Source organism: Bradyrhizobium erythrophlei (genome assembly GCF_900129425.1).
GTDB lineage: Bacteria > Pseudomonadota > Alphaproteobacteria > Rhizobiales > Xanthobacteraceae > Bradyrhizobium > Bradyrhizobium erythrophlei_C.
This window is the reverse complement of record NZ_LT670817.1, coordinates 380,588-396,868: the sequence shown is the minus strand read 5'-3', so window position 1 is coordinate 396,868 and position 16,281 is coordinate 380,588. Positions and strand designations below refer to the sequence as shown.

14 protein-coding genes are annotated in these 16,281 nt (G+C 63.3%); 6 read left to right on the top strand and 8 right to left on the bottom strand.

Going from position 1 to position 16,281, the window contains the following annotated elements:
• Positions 1-10: 10 nt before the first annotated feature.
• Positions 11-1,111, bottom strand: a complete 1,101-nt coding sequence (locus B5527_RS47280) for an adenylate/guanylate cyclase domain-containing protein (RefSeq protein ID WP_338065086.1) — start codon at positions 1,109-1,111, stop codon at positions 11-13.
• Between the two features lie 207 nt (positions 1,112-1,318).
• On the opposite strand from B5527_RS47280, the gene B5527_RS47275 reads away from it, so the two are divergent.
• Positions 1,319-1,588 (top strand): hypothetical protein, encoded by a 270-nt coding sequence (locus tag B5527_RS47275; RefSeq protein WP_338065085.1) that lies wholly within the window; start codon positions 1,319-1,321, stop codon positions 1,586-1,588.
• Between the two features lie 580 nt (positions 1,589-2,168).
• Here B5527_RS47275 and B5527_RS01875 read toward each other — a convergent pair.
• From B5527_RS01875 to B5527_RS01850, 5 genes are all read right to left on the bottom strand, one after another.
• Positions 2,169-3,467 (bottom strand): sensor histidine kinase, encoded by a 1,299-nt coding sequence (locus tag B5527_RS01875; RefSeq protein ID WP_079599787.1) that lies wholly within the window; start codon positions 3,465-3,467, stop codon positions 2,169-2,171.
• 5 nt (positions 3,468-3,472) lie between these two features.
• The gene (locus B5527_RS01870; RefSeq protein ID WP_079599786.1) at positions 3,473-4,126 is read right to left on the bottom strand and encodes an MEDS domain-containing protein; all 654 of its coding nucleotides are present in this window, start codon (positions 4,124-4,126) and stop codon (positions 3,473-3,475) included.
• A 212-nt stretch (positions 4,127-4,338) separates the two neighbouring features.
• Entirely contained in the window at positions 4,339-5,034 is a 696-nt protein-coding gene (pdeM, locus tag B5527_RS01860; RefSeq protein WP_079599784.1) for a ligase-associated DNA damage response endonuclease PdeM, read from the bottom strand.
• A 153-nt stretch (positions 5,035-5,187) separates the two neighbouring features.
• A complete protein-coding gene (locus B5527_RS01855) occupies positions 5,188-7,932 on the bottom strand; it encodes a ligase-associated DNA damage response DEXH box helicase (protein ID WP_154071941.1) in 2,745 nt (914 codons plus the stop codon).
• 97 nt (positions 7,933-8,029) lie between these two features.
• Positions 8,030-8,956: a class I SAM-dependent DNA methyltransferase gene (locus B5527_RS01850; RefSeq protein ID WP_079599783.1), complete on the bottom strand. Its 927-nt coding sequence runs from the start codon at positions 8,954-8,956 to the stop codon at positions 8,030-8,032.
• 204 nt (positions 8,957-9,160) lie between these two features.
• On the opposite strand from B5527_RS01850, the gene B5527_RS01845 reads away from it, so the two are divergent.
• The 5 genes from B5527_RS01845 (at position 9,161) to B5527_RS01825 (ending at position 14,659) form a co-directional block, all read left to right on the top strand.
• Positions 9,161-10,201: a ligase-associated DNA damage response exonuclease gene (locus B5527_RS01845; RefSeq protein ID WP_079599782.1), complete on the top strand. Its 1,041-nt coding sequence runs from the start codon at positions 9,161-9,163 to the stop codon at positions 10,199-10,201.
• Positions 10,198-12,177 (top strand): ATP-dependent DNA ligase, encoded by a 1,980-nt coding sequence (locus B5527_RS01840; protein ID WP_079599781.1) that lies wholly within the window; start codon positions 10,198-10,200, stop codon positions 12,175-12,177. Before B5527_RS01845 ends, B5527_RS01840 begins: the two co-directional genes overlap by 4 nt.
• Before the next feature lie 74 nt (positions 12,178-12,251).
• Positions 12,252-12,554 (top strand): DUF6460 domain-containing protein, encoded by a 303-nt coding sequence (locus B5527_RS01835; protein WP_079599780.1) that lies wholly within the window; start codon positions 12,252-12,254, stop codon positions 12,552-12,554.
• 78 nt (positions 12,555-12,632) lie between these two features.
• On the top strand, positions 12,633-13,907 hold the full coding sequence (locus tag B5527_RS01830) for an MATE family efflux transporter (protein ID WP_079606981.1): 1,275 nt from the start codon (positions 12,633-12,635) through the stop codon (positions 13,905-13,907).
• A gap of 17 nt (positions 13,908-13,924) precedes the next feature.
• A complete protein-coding gene (locus B5527_RS01825; RefSeq protein WP_079599779.1) occupies positions 13,925-14,659 on the top strand; it encodes an MBL fold metallo-hydrolase in 735 nt (244 codons plus the stop codon).
• A 103-nt stretch (positions 14,660-14,762) separates the two neighbouring features.
• Here the strand turns inward: B5527_RS01825 and B5527_RS01820 are convergent, their stop codons facing one another.
• Together B5527_RS01820 and B5527_RS01815 are read right to left on the bottom strand one after the other, a co-directional pair.
• Complete coding sequence (locus B5527_RS01820) at positions 14,763-15,860, bottom strand: quinone-dependent dihydroorotate dehydrogenase (RefSeq protein WP_079599778.1); 1,098 nt, start codon at positions 15,858-15,860, stop codon at positions 14,763-14,765.
• The gene (locus B5527_RS01815; protein WP_079599777.1) at positions 15,857-16,201 is read right to left on the bottom strand and encodes a DUF952 domain-containing protein; all 345 of its coding nucleotides are present in this window, start codon (positions 16,199-16,201) and stop codon (positions 15,857-15,859) included. The genes B5527_RS01820 and B5527_RS01815 overlap by 4 nt, the downstream gene beginning before the upstream one ends.
• Between the last annotated feature and the right edge of the window lie 80 nt (positions 16,202-16,281).

Genomic DNA, 16,281 nt, shown 5'->3' with positions numbered 1-16,281 from the left:
GCCTCGGCAACTATTTGTCGATGTGCCACGCCCCGTCCCAATCTCGGGATGGTGGATTTGCTTTAACGCTTTCGACGCGCTTGAGGAGAGCCATTGACGGCCCGTCGTCAGGTATCGCCCCAAGTGACTCGTTAAGCGCACGAAGCGCCTCGTCCCATCGCTGCTCGCGGTAGGCCGCCAGCCCGTCCTGGTATTTATCCCGTGACAGCAATTGTTGTGCCGCGAGCTCACCCTTGCGTCCAAGAATCTCAAAAATGATTTCCGAATGGGTATGCCCCGCCACGACGACCCGATCGATCTCTCGAACCTCAAGTGCTGCGCCCGCCGCGGCGATCGTTCTCTCGGAGACGAGATTGCGGGTGCCATAGGTCTTGTTCACGCCCTCCAGGCGTGAGGCAAGATTCACCACGTCGCCCATCACGGTATAGCTCATCATGACATCAGAGCCGATGCTGCCGACCAGCGCTTCGCCGGTCGCAACGCCGATCCTCAGGTCACATTTCTCCATGGGAGTGCCGCGCACACCGAGCAATTCGGGAATTTCCTGACGCAACGTCGCGATGCGCTCGATCATTTCCATGGCGGCGAGACAGGCAAAGCGGGCATGATCAGCCTCGTCAACGAATGGCGGCCCCCAATAGGCCATAATGCCGTCGCCGATATATTTGTCGATGATCCCCCGGTTGGTCCGGATCGGCTCGGACATGATTGAAAGATAACGGTTCATGACCTTGACCAGACCCTGCGGCGTCATGCCTTCGCTCAAGCTGGTAAATCCTTTGAGGTCGCAGAACAGCACCGTCATGACCCGGCGCTGACCTTCGGCTGCGGTTAAGGTCGGGCGGTCGATCAGCCCTTCCACGACACGCGGATCGATATATTTGCCAAAAGTCTCCCTGACGCGCTGGTTGTCACGCAATTGCACGACCATCCGGTTGAACGCGGCAGCCAATTGTCCAATTTCATCGCCTGTCGTCACCTCGATGGATTGGTCGAGCTGGCCCGCCTCGACTGCCCGCGTACCCTCCAACAATTGCCGGACGGAGCGAATGATGCCGCCGCTGACGAGGTTGGCGAAAATCAATCCGACAATCGCGGCCAGCAGCGTCACGATCGCTGAGATCGAGACCGCCTGAGTCTGCTCCGATCTAATCGTTGCGATGGCGCGATAGCTCACCTTGAGCATCTCAGTTCGAACGGCGTCGATTTTTTCGCTAAGCTGGTCGCGGAGCGAGTCGATCCGCGCAAGGCTGCGTCTCACTGCCGGGAATTCTCGCGCATCAAGTTCTGAAAGCAGATCTTCGGACTCCTGGTCCAGATGCTGGCGGGATTCGCTCATCAAGCTGTCGATCCGGCTGTCGATGCGCGCCAGCGCCGCATTATCCGAGGGCGTACTGGTGTCGTCGATGATCGCATTGATGAGCTTGCGCGCAGCTTGCGCCTCGCTGTCGACTTCGGCATCCTTCGCATCGTAGAGCTGCTTTTGAAACTTGTATCCGGCCTCATCGGGCGGCTCCTGCATTTTTGCGATCACCATACGGCGAAGCGCGAGAGCCCGTTCAAGCGACAGGATATTGGCTCTCGTTAAATGCACGTTTGCCGGAACGTACCTTTCCGTCAGTTCATCGAGCAGATGGCCTACCCGCCCAACCATCACCATCGACAAGACAGACGTCGCCACCATCAGGACGACCAACCCGACAGCAATGGCAACGATCCGCCGTCTGATTGATCGCTTGATCATCGATCCCGAAATATTCTTTAAGTTTTTAAGAGTGCGAGCGTTGGAAATGGCACTTCCTCCATAGAGAGGTCAGCTGACTTGGTGCGCGATTCCTCGAAAACTCGCGCGAATGACTTGTCTCAGTTGCTACGTGAGCGATGGCGCAGGTTAAGCGGAGTACCGGTGAGAGTCTAATTCCCGTTTTTGGCCATCCAGCTCCTCATTTCGGCACCCCCAGCGCCGACAAAGTAATCGAATAACAGAGCGTATTGCTGCACTGCATGAATCTGCTTGTGACACTTTTCGGACCGCACGCGATATCCGAATTGAGTGCTGGAATGCGCACCAAAGCGGACGTCCACCATTGATGAGTTCAGGCCCTGGCCGGGACGCGCCCGTTGCCGTCCGTCACGCCCGCCGCACGTTATGGAGCGCGTGTCGTCATTCAGGCCTGATGTTGGCGAGCTTGATCATCCTGGTCCACGCTCGTCGGCAACTCGAATTGGAAAATAGAGCCTTTGTCGATTCCCCGCGTCACCCAAATACGGCCGTTATGGCTTTCGATAATGGAATGGCAGATGGAAAGGCCAATTCCCATACCACGCTCTTTGGTCGTGAACATCGGGTTGAAAATATGATCGTGGTTGGATGGATCGATACCCGTGCCGGTATCCTCGACGGCCACGTGAACAAAATTTGGTTTGCCAGCGCAGGATCGTATGCTCAATATTCGCGGCGCTACCGGCATCGCCTCAATGGCGTTCATGACCAGGTTTAAAACGACTTGCTGCAATTGAACTCTGTCGCCTTCCAGGACCGGGAGTGATTCATCGAGTTCCGTGCGCAGCTCCACTTCACGCTGCTGCAACTCGTGGTGCACAATGGCAAGAACCCTGAAGATCAGCTTGTTAATGTCGATTGGGTTTCTCGCCTGCGTTTCTTTCTTGAACATTCCGCGAAGGCTTGTGATGATTTCACCTGCACGGTGACCGGCATTTTCGATTTGATCCAGCGCGTCTCGCGCCTCTTCCATGGCTGGCTCTCTCAATGCAAGCCATCGTCGGGCGGCACTGGCTTGCATTACAATCCCGGTTAGCGGCTGATTGATCTCATGAGCGATGGACGCTAAAAGAACCCCCGCTGTCGCCAGGCGATTCATGTGTGTCAGCTCAGCCATTGTCCGCTGCAGTTCAGCCGTCCTTTCCATCACCTTCATCTCAAGTTCGTCGCGGGCTTGGCGAACTTCCTCCTCAGCCCGGCGCCGTTCATGAATCAAGTTCGTGCTGCGGAAGGCTGTCGCCGCATGATTCACAGCCACTGTGAGCAGCATCCTGTCAGTTTCGGTCGGGAAGTCGCTACGCTCACAGCCGACGGCTACAAGACCGGCGTACGCGTTGAACCCAATAGGAATAGTAATACCGCGGAGCGATTTCAGTCTGTCATCAAAGCCAACAACATTAGGAATGATCTGCCTCTGCAAAGACCCATCGAACGTATAAAATTGGGCCTGCAGCCAATCCAGGAATTCCCTGGTGGCGCATCCACTCGCGACGTCGATCGTTGCCCCCCCGGCGGGATCGAGCAAGCGTACGAACGCAAAATCAAAACCCAACGACCCCGCCAGGATGTCGGCCAGTCCGGCCGCAATCGTGCGCGGTGCGATCCCAATCCACCCCGCCGGGATGGTCGAAAGTGCGACTAGATCCCGAAGCGCTGCTCGCAGCCGGAGATTCTCGTCAGCCATCACTATCAGTGTGTTTGGATCGCGCTACGCCGAGCCGATTTTCTCTCTCGGAGTTCAAGGAGGAACTGGTCTGGAGGAACAAAAAACGGATTCTCCTGGAGCACCCCTCCGACAATCACGAAGGGGTGAACCCGCAACATGTCCATCACCAGGCTGGCACTGAAGTTCGTCAGATCGTAGGTGCAGATTACCGGATCGTTGTATTTGGAGACCGTGTAGTTGACGCGCGTCTCGTATTCCAACCACTGATCTTCGCCGGCCTTGTCCACCAGGGACGGTTCCACGCGCGACACAAATCTGATGAGGGGATTACCGGCTGCCGCCCCTGATCCGAGCACCTCTTCGAGCAAGGCAAGCATCCCATCCTGATCAAAGCGATCGTCGCGCAGGTAAGCGTCCTGCCAGCGCCGCAGCTCCAGCTGTCCGGTTGCCATCGCCTGCTCGACGTCTATGCCGGCTTCAGCGAGTCGCTTCAGATGATCCTCCCGCAGCTTGGGATCCACGATATGAAAAGCTTTGTCGCCCCGCTCGAACCCCTCTTTGATGAACGAGCGCAGCACCCTGTGCTGCTCGTCGAAGCCATTGAAAAAAGCGCAGATGTGACACTGTTTGCCAAGCACGCCATCAGCTACGTGGATGGGACATTCATTGCCCGTCATGATGGACCTCCGCGAGAATGGATTTCCCCTCTCACCCGCAGGACATTTCGTGAACGTTAATCTTGAGCAGTATGAAGTCAAGGCCTCTTTTGCCGCGAAATTTGCGCATCACTCGCTCGTCATGATCCGAGTGGTGCAGCATGCGCATCTTCTTCTGCTTACTTTGCGACGGCCGAGAGATGAAAACACCTCGCCGCTAATCCAGTGATGGCTCAATAGCAGCGCGACGCTGCGATGCTGTGCAGCCTGTTGTCGCCGAGCACATGCGCCATGAAACCCAGGGTCTGGAATATTTTTGCAAACGCCGCGTCGCGAATGTTGAGGCCGCCGGCAAAGGCACCGAACGCCGGCATTACCGCGCGCTCGCCGTCGCAGGCAAAACATCGCCGCTCCATCGATCGGCCACGGGTGCTCACCCGCGCCTTCGGATGCAGATGGCCGGCGATCTCGCCGGATGCACCGGTCGGCTCATGACGAAAAGCGATCGGCCCGATCGCGACTTCGGTTGCGACCACGCCGCCGAGATCGGACGGCAGCGCGGGATCGTGATTGCCGGAAATCCAGATCCAGTCGCGGCGCAGTTGGAATGCGGCGATGGTGTCGCGGTCGGGCGCGGACAGCCGGCCATGGGCATCGCGGTCATGAAAGCTGTCGCCGAGCGCGATCACCATGCGCGGATCATGGCGCGCGAGCACCGCGCCGAGGCGGCCGAGCGTCGCGATCGTATCATAGGGCGGCAGCAGCACGCCGCGCATCGCAAAGCTGGAGCCTTTTTCCAGATGCAGGTCGGAGACGACGAGCAGGCGCTCGTCTTCCCAGAACAATGCGCCGGAGAGATCGGCGACGAAATCGACGCCGGCGACGATGACCGCGGAATGACTCGCGATGCTGACGGCACTCTCCGTCATGGCCAGGCATAGCCGTACGAAGGACGGCGTCGCTTCCGCTCGCCTACGCCCGGCCATCCACGTTTTTGCTTCACAAAGGAAGACGTGGATGCCCGGCACAAGGCCGGGCATGACGATGTTGATGGGTTGGAGCGCAACATATCCATTATTGTTCTACGACATCGCTTCTTTGACCAGTTCATCGGCGGCTTCCGCCAGCAACTCGTCGGAGGCTTCGCCATAGACTGACTCGCGTCCGATTTCCAGCATCACGGGGACCGCCAACGGCGAAACGTGATCGAGTTCCCGGTGGGTGATTCGCCCCTGGATTCGCAGCAGCATATCACCGAGCCGGCGGAGATCGAGCAGGCCGGTGGCGGCGTCGGAGCGGGCGGCGCGCAACAGCACGTGATCCGGCTGATGCTTGCGCAGCACATCGTAAATCAGGTCGGTCGAGAACAGCACCTGGCGCCGGGTTTTTTCCTCGCCGGTGAAGCGCCGCGCGATCAATCCGGAAATGACGGCGCAGGTGCGGAAGGTGCGTTTCATCAGCGCGGATTCCGCAAGCCAGGCTTCAAGATCGTCGCCCAGCATGTCCGGATCGAACAGCGCGTTGAGGTCGAGGCGGCCTTGCCGGATCATGAACGAGATGTCGCCGAGCCCCCACACCGCCAGCGCATATTCATTGGCGACGAAGCCGAGCGGCCGCACCCGTGCGCGTTCCATCCGGCGCGTCAGCAGCATGCCCAGCGTCTGGTGCGCCAGCCGTCCCTCGAAGGGATAGCAAACCAGGTAATGCTTGTTGGCGCGCGGAAAGGTTTCCACCAGCAGTTCGCGCACGCCGGGCACGCGCGAGACATCCCGCTGCAGCGACAGCCAGTCGCGGACCTGGTCCGGCAGCGCGTTCCAGGCGCGCTTGTTGTCGAGCAGCTTGCGGACGCGCTCGGCGAGGTAGGTCGAGAGCGGAAACTTGCCGCCCATGTAGGACGGCACCTTGGCATCCCTATCATTGGCGCGCGAGACGTAGACCTGGTCTTCCGCCAACGCTTCGTAACGCACCACCTCGCCGCCGAACACAAACGTGTCGCCGATCACCAGCCCCTCGATGAAGGCTTCCTCGATCTCCCCGAGCATGCGCCCGCCCCGCCCGAGCGCCCCGGTAGAACCCGTGTTTCCCTTTGCGCCGCGCGAGCGCACCAGCCGCACTTTCAGCATGGTGTCTTCGACGATGGTGCCGACGTTCAGCCGATAGCTCTGCCGAACCCGGGGATTGGCGACCCGCCAGCGGCCGTCTTGGTCCTGCTTGATGCGAGCGAAGCGTTCATAGGTTTTCAGCGCATAGCCGCCGGTGGCGACGAAATCGACCACGTCGTCGAAATCGGTTCGCGTCAACTTCGAATAGGGCGCCGCGGTCAGCACCTCGGCGTAAAGCTCTTCGGAAAGAAACGGTTCGCCGCAGGCGCGGCCGAGCACGTGCTGCGCCAGCACGTCGAGCGCGCCGGTGCGCAGCGGCGGGGTGTCCTGGGCATTTTCCGCTATAGCATCGATCGCCACGGCGCATTCCAGCACCTCGAAGCGGTTGGCCGGCACCAGCACCGCGCGCGAGGCCTCGTCGATGCGGTGGTTGGCGCGGCCGATTCTTTGCATCAGCCGCGAGGCCCCCTTGGGCGCGCCGATATTGATGACGAGATCGACGTCGCCCCAGTCGACGCCGAGGTCGAGCGAGGACGTACAGACCACGCCGCGGAGTTTGCCCGCCGCCATCGCGTCCTCGACCTTGCGGCGCTGCGCGACGTCGAGCGAGCCATGATGCAGCGCGATCGCAAGGCCATCGTCGTTCATCCGCCACAGGTCCTGGAACAGCATCTCGGCCTGGCTGCGGGTGTTGACGAACACCAGCGTGGTCCTGTTGGCCTTGATGAGATCGTAGATTTCGCCGAGCGCGTGGCGCGCGCTGTGGCCGGCCCAGGGCAACCTTTCGCGGGTATCGAGCATTTCGACGATGGGCGCCGCGGCGCCTCCGGCGACGACGATGTCGGCGGCTTCACTGGCACCATCGCGCTGCGGCACCAGAAACCGCGCCAGCGATTGCGGCTCCGCCACGGTCGCTGAAAGCCCGATCGCGCGCATCTGTGGGGCCAGCCGCCACAGCCGCGCCAGCCCGAGCGACAACAGATCGCCGCGCTTCGAAGTCACCAGCGCATGCAGTTCGTCGAGCACGATGCGCTTGAGCGACGAAAACAGAAACGGCGCATCGGCGGACGACAACAGCAGCGCCAGTTGCTCGGGCGTGGTGAGCAGGATATCCGGCGGATAGCGCCGCTGGCGCTGCCGCCGCGACACCGGCGTGTCACCGGTACGGGTCTCGATCCGGATCGGCAGACCCATCTCGGTCACCGGCGCTTCCAGATTGCGTGCGATATCCACCGCGAGCGCCTTCAGCGGCGAGATGTAGAGCGTATGGAGCCCGCGCGATCGCTGCACGCCGCGCCCGGTGGAGATGAGGCCGCCGCTCGACTGTGATTGCGCTGACAGTGTCCTCTGCTCCCCTCCCCCCGCGCGCATAGCGCGTGGTGGGGAGGGGTCGGGGGTGGGGGGCGGTTCAGCAAATTCGCCTGCAGCGTCGTGCGCGGAGAGACCCCCCACCCCCGACCCCTCCCCACCGCTGCGCGGGGGGAGGGGAGAAGAAGAACGCATTTGCCACGAGATCGCGCTCAGTTCCACCAGCGTCGGGAGGAATCCGGCGAGCGTCTTGCCGGCACCGGTTGGCGCAATCAATAGCGCCGAGCGGTCGTCGCGGGCCTTTGCGAGCAGCGCCAGTTGATGCTCGCGCGGCGACCAGCCGCGGCCCGCGAACCAGCGCAGAAACGTTTCGGGCAACGGGGCGGCCGCAGGAATGTCTGGTTCGGCGATGTTCACCGCGACAGGTTAAGCCGGTCTGACCGGGCCGGTCGAGTGCCCGGAAACCAAAACAATTTCAATTGCCTCGGGGCTTTGCGGCGCCAAGTGCGCTGATTCAGGATTTTGCGGCCACTCCCACCAGACCCGGAACCGGCGCATTGTCCTCGTGGCGGGCCGATAAATCTTCCAGCCGCGACAGTGCAAGGCCGGCGGCTTCGATCGAAGCGCGCACATAGCCGGTGCCATGGGCGTAGCGCAGCCCCTCGCCGAGAATGACGCCATCGCCGCGGTGGGTTTCCACGGTGAACGCCAACACGCCGCCGGCGACCAGCACGCGCTTCACCTCACCCAGCACGGCGGTGAGATCGGCGAGATAGACCATGGCGTCGGCGGCAAGAACGAGATCGGCGCTGGCGTCAGGCCTGCCGCGCAAGCCTTCCACCATCTCGGCGACTTCAAGCTGCGCATATAACCCTGTCGCGCGCGCGCGCCCGATCATGCGCGGCGACAGATCGATGCCGATGAATTCATCGACATGGGCCGCAAACGCGGTGGCCGCGAGCCCGGTGCCGCAGCCGAGATCGATGGCGCGCCTGAAGAAGGCGGGCCTGCGGACAGCAGCGCGCGCCGACAGCACCGCCTTGAACAGAAGCGCGGGACCGCGATAGCCGAGATCATCCACCAAGGCGGTCTCGAATCTCGGCGCGTATTGATCGAACAGCGCCCGCACATAGGCCGGCGGCATCGCCGACAATTCCTCGGCGCCCAACAGCATCAGCCGCAGGCCCGCGCCGTGCCGATCGTCGGGGTCGGCGACTTGCGCTTTCCGGAACGCTGCGATCGCCGCATCGGGCTCGCCGAGCTGTCCGCGAATTTCGCCCAATGTGAACCAGGCCGAGGCAAAGCCGGGCGCAAGTTCCGTGGCCTGCAACAGCAGATCGGCGGCGGCGACCAGATCGCCCTTCAGCTGCAGATCGCGCGCAAAATCGAATCGGCGGTCGGCCATCAGATCGCCGGAGGACAGGAACAGGCGCGCGGGCATGGGTTCTCTATATACGACGTGGGTTCACCTTTCCGCCTTGGGAGAGGTCGGTGGGACGCGAAGCGTCTCACCGGGTGAGGGGAACTGCGCTCTGTCGATGAAACAAGAACCCTCACCCGCCACGCCTTCGCTGCGCTTCGGCACGGCGACCTCTACCCGTCGGGGAGAGGTAAAAATCGCCGCAACACCGCCTATATAACCCGGATGCGTCCGCAAGACATCCTGATGCCCGTCGCCGCCGGCCTGTGCTGCAAGCCCGGCGGCTTCCATATCGATCCGGTACGGCCGGTCGAGCGGGCCGTGATCACGCACGGCCATTCCGACCATGCCCGGCCGGGCCACGGCGCGGTGCTGGCGACCCGGGAAACCCTCGACATGATGCGGCTGCGCTACGGCGACCATTTTGCCGGCTCTACGCAGGCGATCGCCTATGGCGAAAAGATAAAGCTCGGCGACGTCACGATAAAATTTCATCCCGCGGGGCACGTGCTGGGCTCGGCGCAGATCGCGGTTTCCTGCAAGGACACCTGCATCGTCGCCTCCGGCGACTACAAGGACGCGTCGGATCCGACCTGCGCACCATTCGAACTGGTTCCCTGCGACGTCTTCATCACCGAGGCGACTTTTGGTTTGCCGGTGTTTCGGCATGGCAACGCCGCGGATGAAATCAGGAAGCTGTTAGCCTCAGTGGCGCTGTTTCCGGAACGCGCGCATCTGGTCGGCGCCTACTCGCTCGGCAAGGCGCAGCGCGTGATCGCGCTGCTTCGTTTGGCCGGATACGACGCGCCGATCTACCTGCACGGCGCGATGGAAAAGATCACGCGCTATTACGAGAGCCGCCGCGTTGCGCTCGGCGAGCTGCGCCTGGTCAAGGGCATGAAGAAGGCCGATCTCGCCGGCACCATCACGCTGGCGCCGCCCTCGGCCACGTCGGATATCTGGACGAGACGTTTCCCCGATCCGGTCACCGCGTTTGCATCGGGCTGGATGCGGGTGCGCGCCCGCGCCCGCCAACGCGGGGTCGAACTGCCGCTGGTGATTTCGGATCATGCCGACTGGGACGGACTGACCGCGACCATCGACGCCACCGGCGCCGGCGAAGTCTGGGTCACCCACGGCCAGGAAGATGCGCTGGTGCATTGGTGCACGACCAGGGGTCTTGCCGCGCGGCCGCTCGATCTGGTCGGCTACGGCGATGAGGACGAAGGCGATACGGTGCCTGCGGCTGAGGGCGCCGAGGCATGAACCGCTTTGCCGAACTGCTCGATCGCCTCGCCTATGAGCCCGGCCGCAACAACAAGCTGCGGCTGATCACCAAATATTTTCGCGAGGTCGAAGATCCCGATCGCGGCTACGCGCTCGCGGCGCTGACGGGTGCATTGTCGTTCAAGCACGCCAAGCCGGGACTGATTCGCGACCTGATCGCGGCGCGCACCGATCCGGTACTGTTTGCGTTGTCCTATGATTATGTCGGCGATCTCTCGGAGACAGTGGCGCTGATGTGGCCGAAGTCTGTGAGCGACCGCGGCGAGTCTTTGCTCGGCCGCCCCTCTCCCCAACCCTCCCCCACAAGGGGGGAGGGAGCCGATCAGCATTCTGCGCGGCCAGCTCGCACAACGAGTTCGAATGCAGCCCCACCGACCCTTTCTGCTCCCCTCCCCCCGCGCAGCGGTGGGGAGGGAGCCTGCCCCGGACTTGATCCGGGGTTGGGGGTGGGGGGTCTCTCCGCGCGCGATGCTGGCAGCGAGTTTGCTGAGCGGCCCCCCACCCCCGACCCCTCCCCACCACGCGCGATGCGCGTGGAGGGAGGGGGGCGCATCGTGCCCGGCCACAACAACCCTCCGCCTCCCACGCTGACCGAAGTCGTCACCACGCTGCGCACGCTCGGCAAGACCGAACTGCCGAAACAACTCACGCGCTGGCTCGACGAACTCGACGAAACCGGCCGCTGGGCGCTGTTGAAGCTCGTCACCGGCGCGATGCGGATCGGGATTTCGGCGCGGCTAGCGAAAACCGCCGCAGCCGAGTTGGGCGGCAAGGACCCGCACGATATCGAACTGATGTGGCCCGGGCTCACGCCGCCCTACCTCGAGCTGTTTGCGTGGCTCGAGGGCCGCAGCGAGAAGCCGGTCAATCTCGATCCGGTCCCGTTCCGCCCGGTGATGCTGGCGCATGCGATCGAGGATACGGATTTCGCCCATCTCGACGCTGGCGATTTCATCGCGGAATGGAAGTGGGACGGCATCCGCGTCCAGGCGGTCAGTGGCCGCGACGAGCGCGGTCATGTTATCGCGCGACTCTATTCACGGACCGGCGAAGACATCACCAAGAGCTTCCCGGATTTGCTTCCGTCACTGCATCTGCCGGGCGCCATCGACGGCGAGCTATTGGTGCTTCGCGACGGGCGGGTGCAATCCTTCAACGTCCTGCAACAGCGGTTGAATCGCAAAGTCGTCTCACCGAAACTGATCAAGGATTATCCCATTCATCTGCGCGCCTACGACCTGCTCGGTGAGGGCGACATCGATCTGCGCGCGCTGCCGTTTGCCGAACGCCGCAAGCAGCTTGAGGCCTTCGTGGCCAGGCTTGACGATCCCCGCATCGACCTGTCGCCGACGATTCCCTTCGACAGTTGGGACGCCCTGACATCGGCGCGACGCGATCCCGCCGGTGCCGGCGCCGGCGAGGACGCCGAGGCGGTCGAGGGCGTGATGCTGAAGCGCCGCGACGCGCCTTACTTGCCGGGCCGCCCGAAGGGTCAATGGTGGAAATGGAAGCGCGACCCGCACATCATCGATGCCGTCTTGATGTATGCGCAGCGCGGCCACGGCAAGCGTTCGTCGTATTATTCCGACTACACCTTCGGGGTCTGGACGTCGGGCGAAGATGGCGAGCAGCTGGTGCCGGTCGGCAAGGCCTATTTCGGCTTTACCGACGAGGAATTGCTGCAGATCGATCGCTTCGTGCGCCGCAACACCACCGAGAAATTCGGCCCCGTCCGGCACGTCGTGCATGAGCCGGATCAGGGACTGGTGCTGGAAGTCGCCTTCGAGGGCCTGGCGCGGTCGCCGCGCCACAAATCCGGCGTCGCGATGCGGTTTCCGCGCATCAGCCGCCTGCGCTGGGACAAGCCGCCGCGCGAGGCCGATCGGCTGGAAACGCTGGAGCGGATGCTGAAAGCCGACATAGCCGTCCAGGCCATCGAGGCAGGCGGCCATTGACCCCGGCAGGCGGGTTCCCCATCTGCCCTGTAACGACTACAATGCGACGCGGCATCGCGCGCGGGAGACCATGAATGGCCAACGAGACCAGGGAATTGCCCTCAGCCAATGACGGCCTCTACCGCTTTCTCGGAGGCTCGCCACTGGCGGTGGCGTTTCGGCTGATCCTGCTGTCGGTTCTGGTAGGCGTGGTGCTCGCGGCCATCGGCTTCGATCCCTGGAATATCCTCAACAGCATCCGGCTGTTGTTCCGGCGGCTGTGGGATCTCGGCTTCGATGCCGTGAACTGGCTGTGGCGCTACTTCCTGCTCGGCGCCGTGATCGTGATCCCGGTCTGGCTGCTGTCGCGGATGTTCGGGGCGCCGCGCGGACGATAGATCGCACGCCGGCCTGATTCGTTGACTTTCCACGCCAAGGTTACGACCGCGCAGGTCTTCGCCATCGCCGGTCCCGCGATGGTCGCGAACCTGACGACACCTCTGATCGGCATCGTCTCGACGATTGCGATCGGACGGCTCGGCGATGCGACGCTGCTTGGCGGCGTGGCGATCGCGTCGGTGATTTTCGACTGCCTGTTCTGGCTGTTCGCGTTCCTGCGCATGAGCACGGTGGCCTTCACGGCGCAGGCGCTCGGGGCCGGCGAGACGCTGGAACTGCGCGCCTTGCTGGTGCGGGGTTTCGCCGTCGCGGCCCTGATCGGCGCCTGCCTGATCGCGCTGCAAATCCCGCTTGCCACGGTTTTGCTGGCAGCGATGGGCGGCAGCGAGGGCGTGACGCACGCGGCGAAGATCTACTTCAGCATCCGGATCTGGTCCGCGCCGCTGGCGCTCGCCAATTATGTCGTGCTGGGCTGGCTGATCGGCCAAGCACGGGCAAGACTTGCGCTCGGCATGCAGATCGCGATTAACACCATGAATATGGCGGCGACGGTCTTGCTGGTGCTGGTGCTGCACGCCGGGATCGCCGGCGCGGCGATCGCCGCCGCGATTGCGGAGGCGGCCGGCCTCGTGCTCGGCGTTCTGATCGCCCGGCATCTCACCAGGGGACAACCGGGCGTGCCGCGCGCGACGCTGTTCGACCGCGCCAAGCTCGTGCGCATGCTCGCCGTCAATCGCGATATCATGATCCGCACGGCTTCGCTGATATCGGTGTTCCTGTTCTTCACGGCGCAAGGCGCGCGTGCCGGCGATGTGACGCTGGCGGCCAACGCGGTCCTCAACAACTTTTTGCTGATCAGCGCCTTCTTCCTCGACGGCCTCGCCAACGCCGCCGAGCAGCTGTGCGGCCGCGCCTATGGCGCCCGCGACCGGATCGCCTTTTCCAGCGCGGTGCGGCTGGTGATCCGGTGGGGCGCAGGCTTTGCGCTGGCGGTCGCCGCCGTTTTTGCGCTGTTCGGCCCGGGGCTGATCGACGTCATGACCGCGAGCGCCGATGTCCGGCAACATGCGCGGGACTATCTGGGCTTCGTGGTGCTGGCGCCGCTGCTCGGCGTGTTCGCCTTCGGCTATGACGGAATCTACATCGGCGCCACTTGGGCGCGCGACATGCGCAACCTGATGGTGCTTTCGCTGCTGGTCTTTCTCGCCGCCTGGCTCGTGCTGCGGCCGTTCGGCAATGCCGGGCTGTGGGCCGCGCTGCTGGTGCATTATGCCGCGCGCGGCGGGTTGCAGGCGCTGCGCTATCCGGCGATGCTGCGCGCGTCATTCCCGAAACCGCCGCTCCCCGGCTGAGCCTGGAGGCTCCGACGATGCAAGTGCAATTTGTCGGCTGCGGCGACGCGCTCGGTTCCGGCGGCCGGTTCAACACCTGCTTCCATGTCACCGGCGCGCGCGTCAATGTCCTGGTCGATTGCGGCGCCTCGTCGCTGCCGGCGTTGAAGCGGCTAGGTGTCGCGCGCGAAAATATCGATTTGATTTTGATTACGCATTTTCACGGCGATCATTTCGCGGGGCTGCCATTCCTGCTGCTGGACGCGCAGTTCACACGCCGGACCCGTCCGCTGGTCATCGCCGGGCCGCAAGGCATCGAGACGCGCCTGATGCAGGTGATGGAGGCGCTGTTCGAGAATTCTTCGAAAACAAAGCAACACTTCGATCTCTCCGTCGTCGCGCTCAACCCTGGGGAAACGCGAACCTTCGGCGCGGTCGATGTCACGCCGTTTCCGGTGGTGCATGGCGAGTCCGGCGGCCCGTTTCTGGCCTACCGGATCGAGGCCGAGGGCCGCGTCATCACCTATAGCGCCGACACCGAATGGACGCAGACCCTGATCCCGGCAGGCCGCGACGCCGACCTGTTCATCGCCGAGGCCTATTATTACGACAAGGTAGTGAAGAACCACCTCAGCCTGAAAACGCTCGAGGCGCATCTGCCCGAGATCAACCCGAAGCGGCTGATCCTGACCCATATGAGCGACGACATGCTGGGACGGCTCGAGACGCTGGATTACACTGCTGCCAGCGATGGCATGGTCGTCGAACTCTGAATCCGTCATGGCCGGGCTCGTCCCGGCCATCCACGTCTTTCTTCCTGCCGCGATAAGACGTGGATGCCCGGGACAAGCCCGGGCACGACGGAGAGAATACGCCCTAACTGACCGGCCAGTCCTCGGCCGTGATCGTCGCGGCATCGGCGCCGACGATTTCCGACAGCGAGTCGCGCCCGGTGCGCAATAGCGTCGAGGCCAGATCGTTCTTGATGTCGTCGACCAGGCCAAGGCCCTTGTAGATCAGCGACGAATAAAGCTGGATCAGGCTGGCGCCGGCACGGATCTTTGTCAAAGCCGCGCCGCCGGAATCGATGCCGCCGACGCCCACCAGCGGAAACGCGCCCTCGGCGCGCACATAGGTCTCGGCCACCATCCGGGTCGACAGCCGGAACAGCGGCCGTCCCGACAATCCCCCCTGCTCCCCGGCGCGGGCCGCTTCACGCAAGCTCGATGGCCGTGCCACGGTGGTATTGGCCACGATCATGCCGTCGACGCGGCGCGAGCGGGCGATGTGGACGACGTCGTCGAGTTCGGCGAGACTGAGATCGGGCGCGATCTTGAGCAGCACCGGCGAGTCGCCGGCGTTCTGCCGCACCCGTTCGCGGGCATCGATCACCCGTGCCAGGAGATCGTCGAGGGCTGCCGCCTGCTGCAGGTTGCGCAGCCCCGGGGTATTCGGCGACGAGACGTTGACGGTGAAATAGCTCGCCACCGGCGCGAAGGTTTCGATCAGCTTGACATAGTCGGCGATGCGATCGGACGAATCCTTGTTGGCGCCGACATTGACGCCGAGGATGCCGCCGAGATGGGCGCGCGCCGCCAGTCGCCGCAGCACCGCTTCGGCGCCGTCATTGTTGAACCCCATGCGGTTGACGACGGCTTCGTCGCGTTCCAACCGGAACAACCGTGGGCGGGGATTGCCGGCCTGCGGCTTCGGCGTCACCGTCCCGACTTCGACAAAGCCGAAACCCAGCCGCAACAACGAGTCCGGCGCCTCCGCGCTCTTGTCGAAGCCGGCGGCCATGCCGATCGGATTGGGAAAATTCAGGCCGAAGGCCCGCACCGCCAGTTTCGGATCGTCCGGCCGCGGCCGTACTGGCGGCAGAATCTTCAAGCCCTGGATCGCCAGACGATGCGCGTCTTCCGGATCGAACCAGCGCAACAGCGGCAGCGAAAAGGCATCGAAGGCGCGGATCACGGCGTTAACTCCGGGATGTCGTGATATCCGTCGGACCGTGCATGCATGTCGCGCACGGCGGTGACCACGCCGAGGTCGAGGTCGCCGTAGAGGTGCGGAAACAGTTCGTCGTTGCGCGACGGTTCCCAGCGCAAGGCGTCACCGAGCGCGTCGGCATCGACTTCGACCAGGAACAGTCCGGTCTGCCCGAAGAAATGCTTCCGGGCCGTCTCCGCCACCTGCAAGGCCGTGGAAAAGTGAATGAAGCCGTCGCGCGTGTCGTCGGCACTGCCGCGGTACACGCCTTGCCGCTCGGCCTCGCGCCAGGCCGAGGCAGAGCATATTTTATAAATCCTGCGCACCTGTTTTCCGGATTCCTGCTTGCCACTTTGAGTCTGCTGGGATTTGCCCCGGAATCTCCGGCACCTGGAGCGACCGTATC

Coding starts and splice junctions, on each gene's coding strand:
- B5527_RS47275 (WP_338065085.1), top strand. CDS start 1,319: ATGCTGGCGGGATTCGCTCATCAAGCTGTCGATCCGGCTGTCGATGCG.
- B5527_RS01875 (WP_079599787.1), bottom strand. CDS start 3,467: ATGGCTGACGAGAATCTCCGGCTGCGAGCAGCGCTTCGGGATCTAGTC.
- B5527_RS01870 (WP_079599786.1), bottom strand. CDS start 4,126: ATGACGGGCAATGAATGTCCCATCCACGTAGCTGATGGCGTGCTTGGC.
- pdeM (WP_079599784.1), bottom strand. CDS start 5,034: ATGACGGAGAGTGCCGTCAGCATCGCGAGTCATTCCGCGGTCATCGTC.
- B5527_RS01850 (WP_079599783.1), bottom strand. CDS start 8,956: ATGCCCGCGCGCCTGTTCCTGTCCTCCGGCGATCTGATGGCCGACCGC.
- B5527_RS01845 (WP_079599782.1), top strand. CDS start 9,161: ATGCGTCCGCAAGACATCCTGATGCCCGTCGCCGCCGGCCTGTGCTGC.
- B5527_RS01840 (WP_079599781.1), top strand. CDS start 10,198: ATGAACCGCTTTGCCGAACTGCTCGATCGCCTCGCCTATGAGCCCGGC.
- B5527_RS01835 (WP_079599780.1), top strand. CDS start 12,252: ATGGCCAACGAGACCAGGGAATTGCCCTCAGCCAATGACGGCCTCTAC.
- B5527_RS01830 (WP_079606981.1), top strand. CDS start 12,633: ATGGTCGCGAACCTGACGACACCTCTGATCGGCATCGTCTCGACGATT.
- B5527_RS01825 (WP_079599779.1), top strand. CDS start 13,925: ATGCAAGTGCAATTTGTCGGCTGCGGCGACGCGCTCGGTTCCGGCGGC.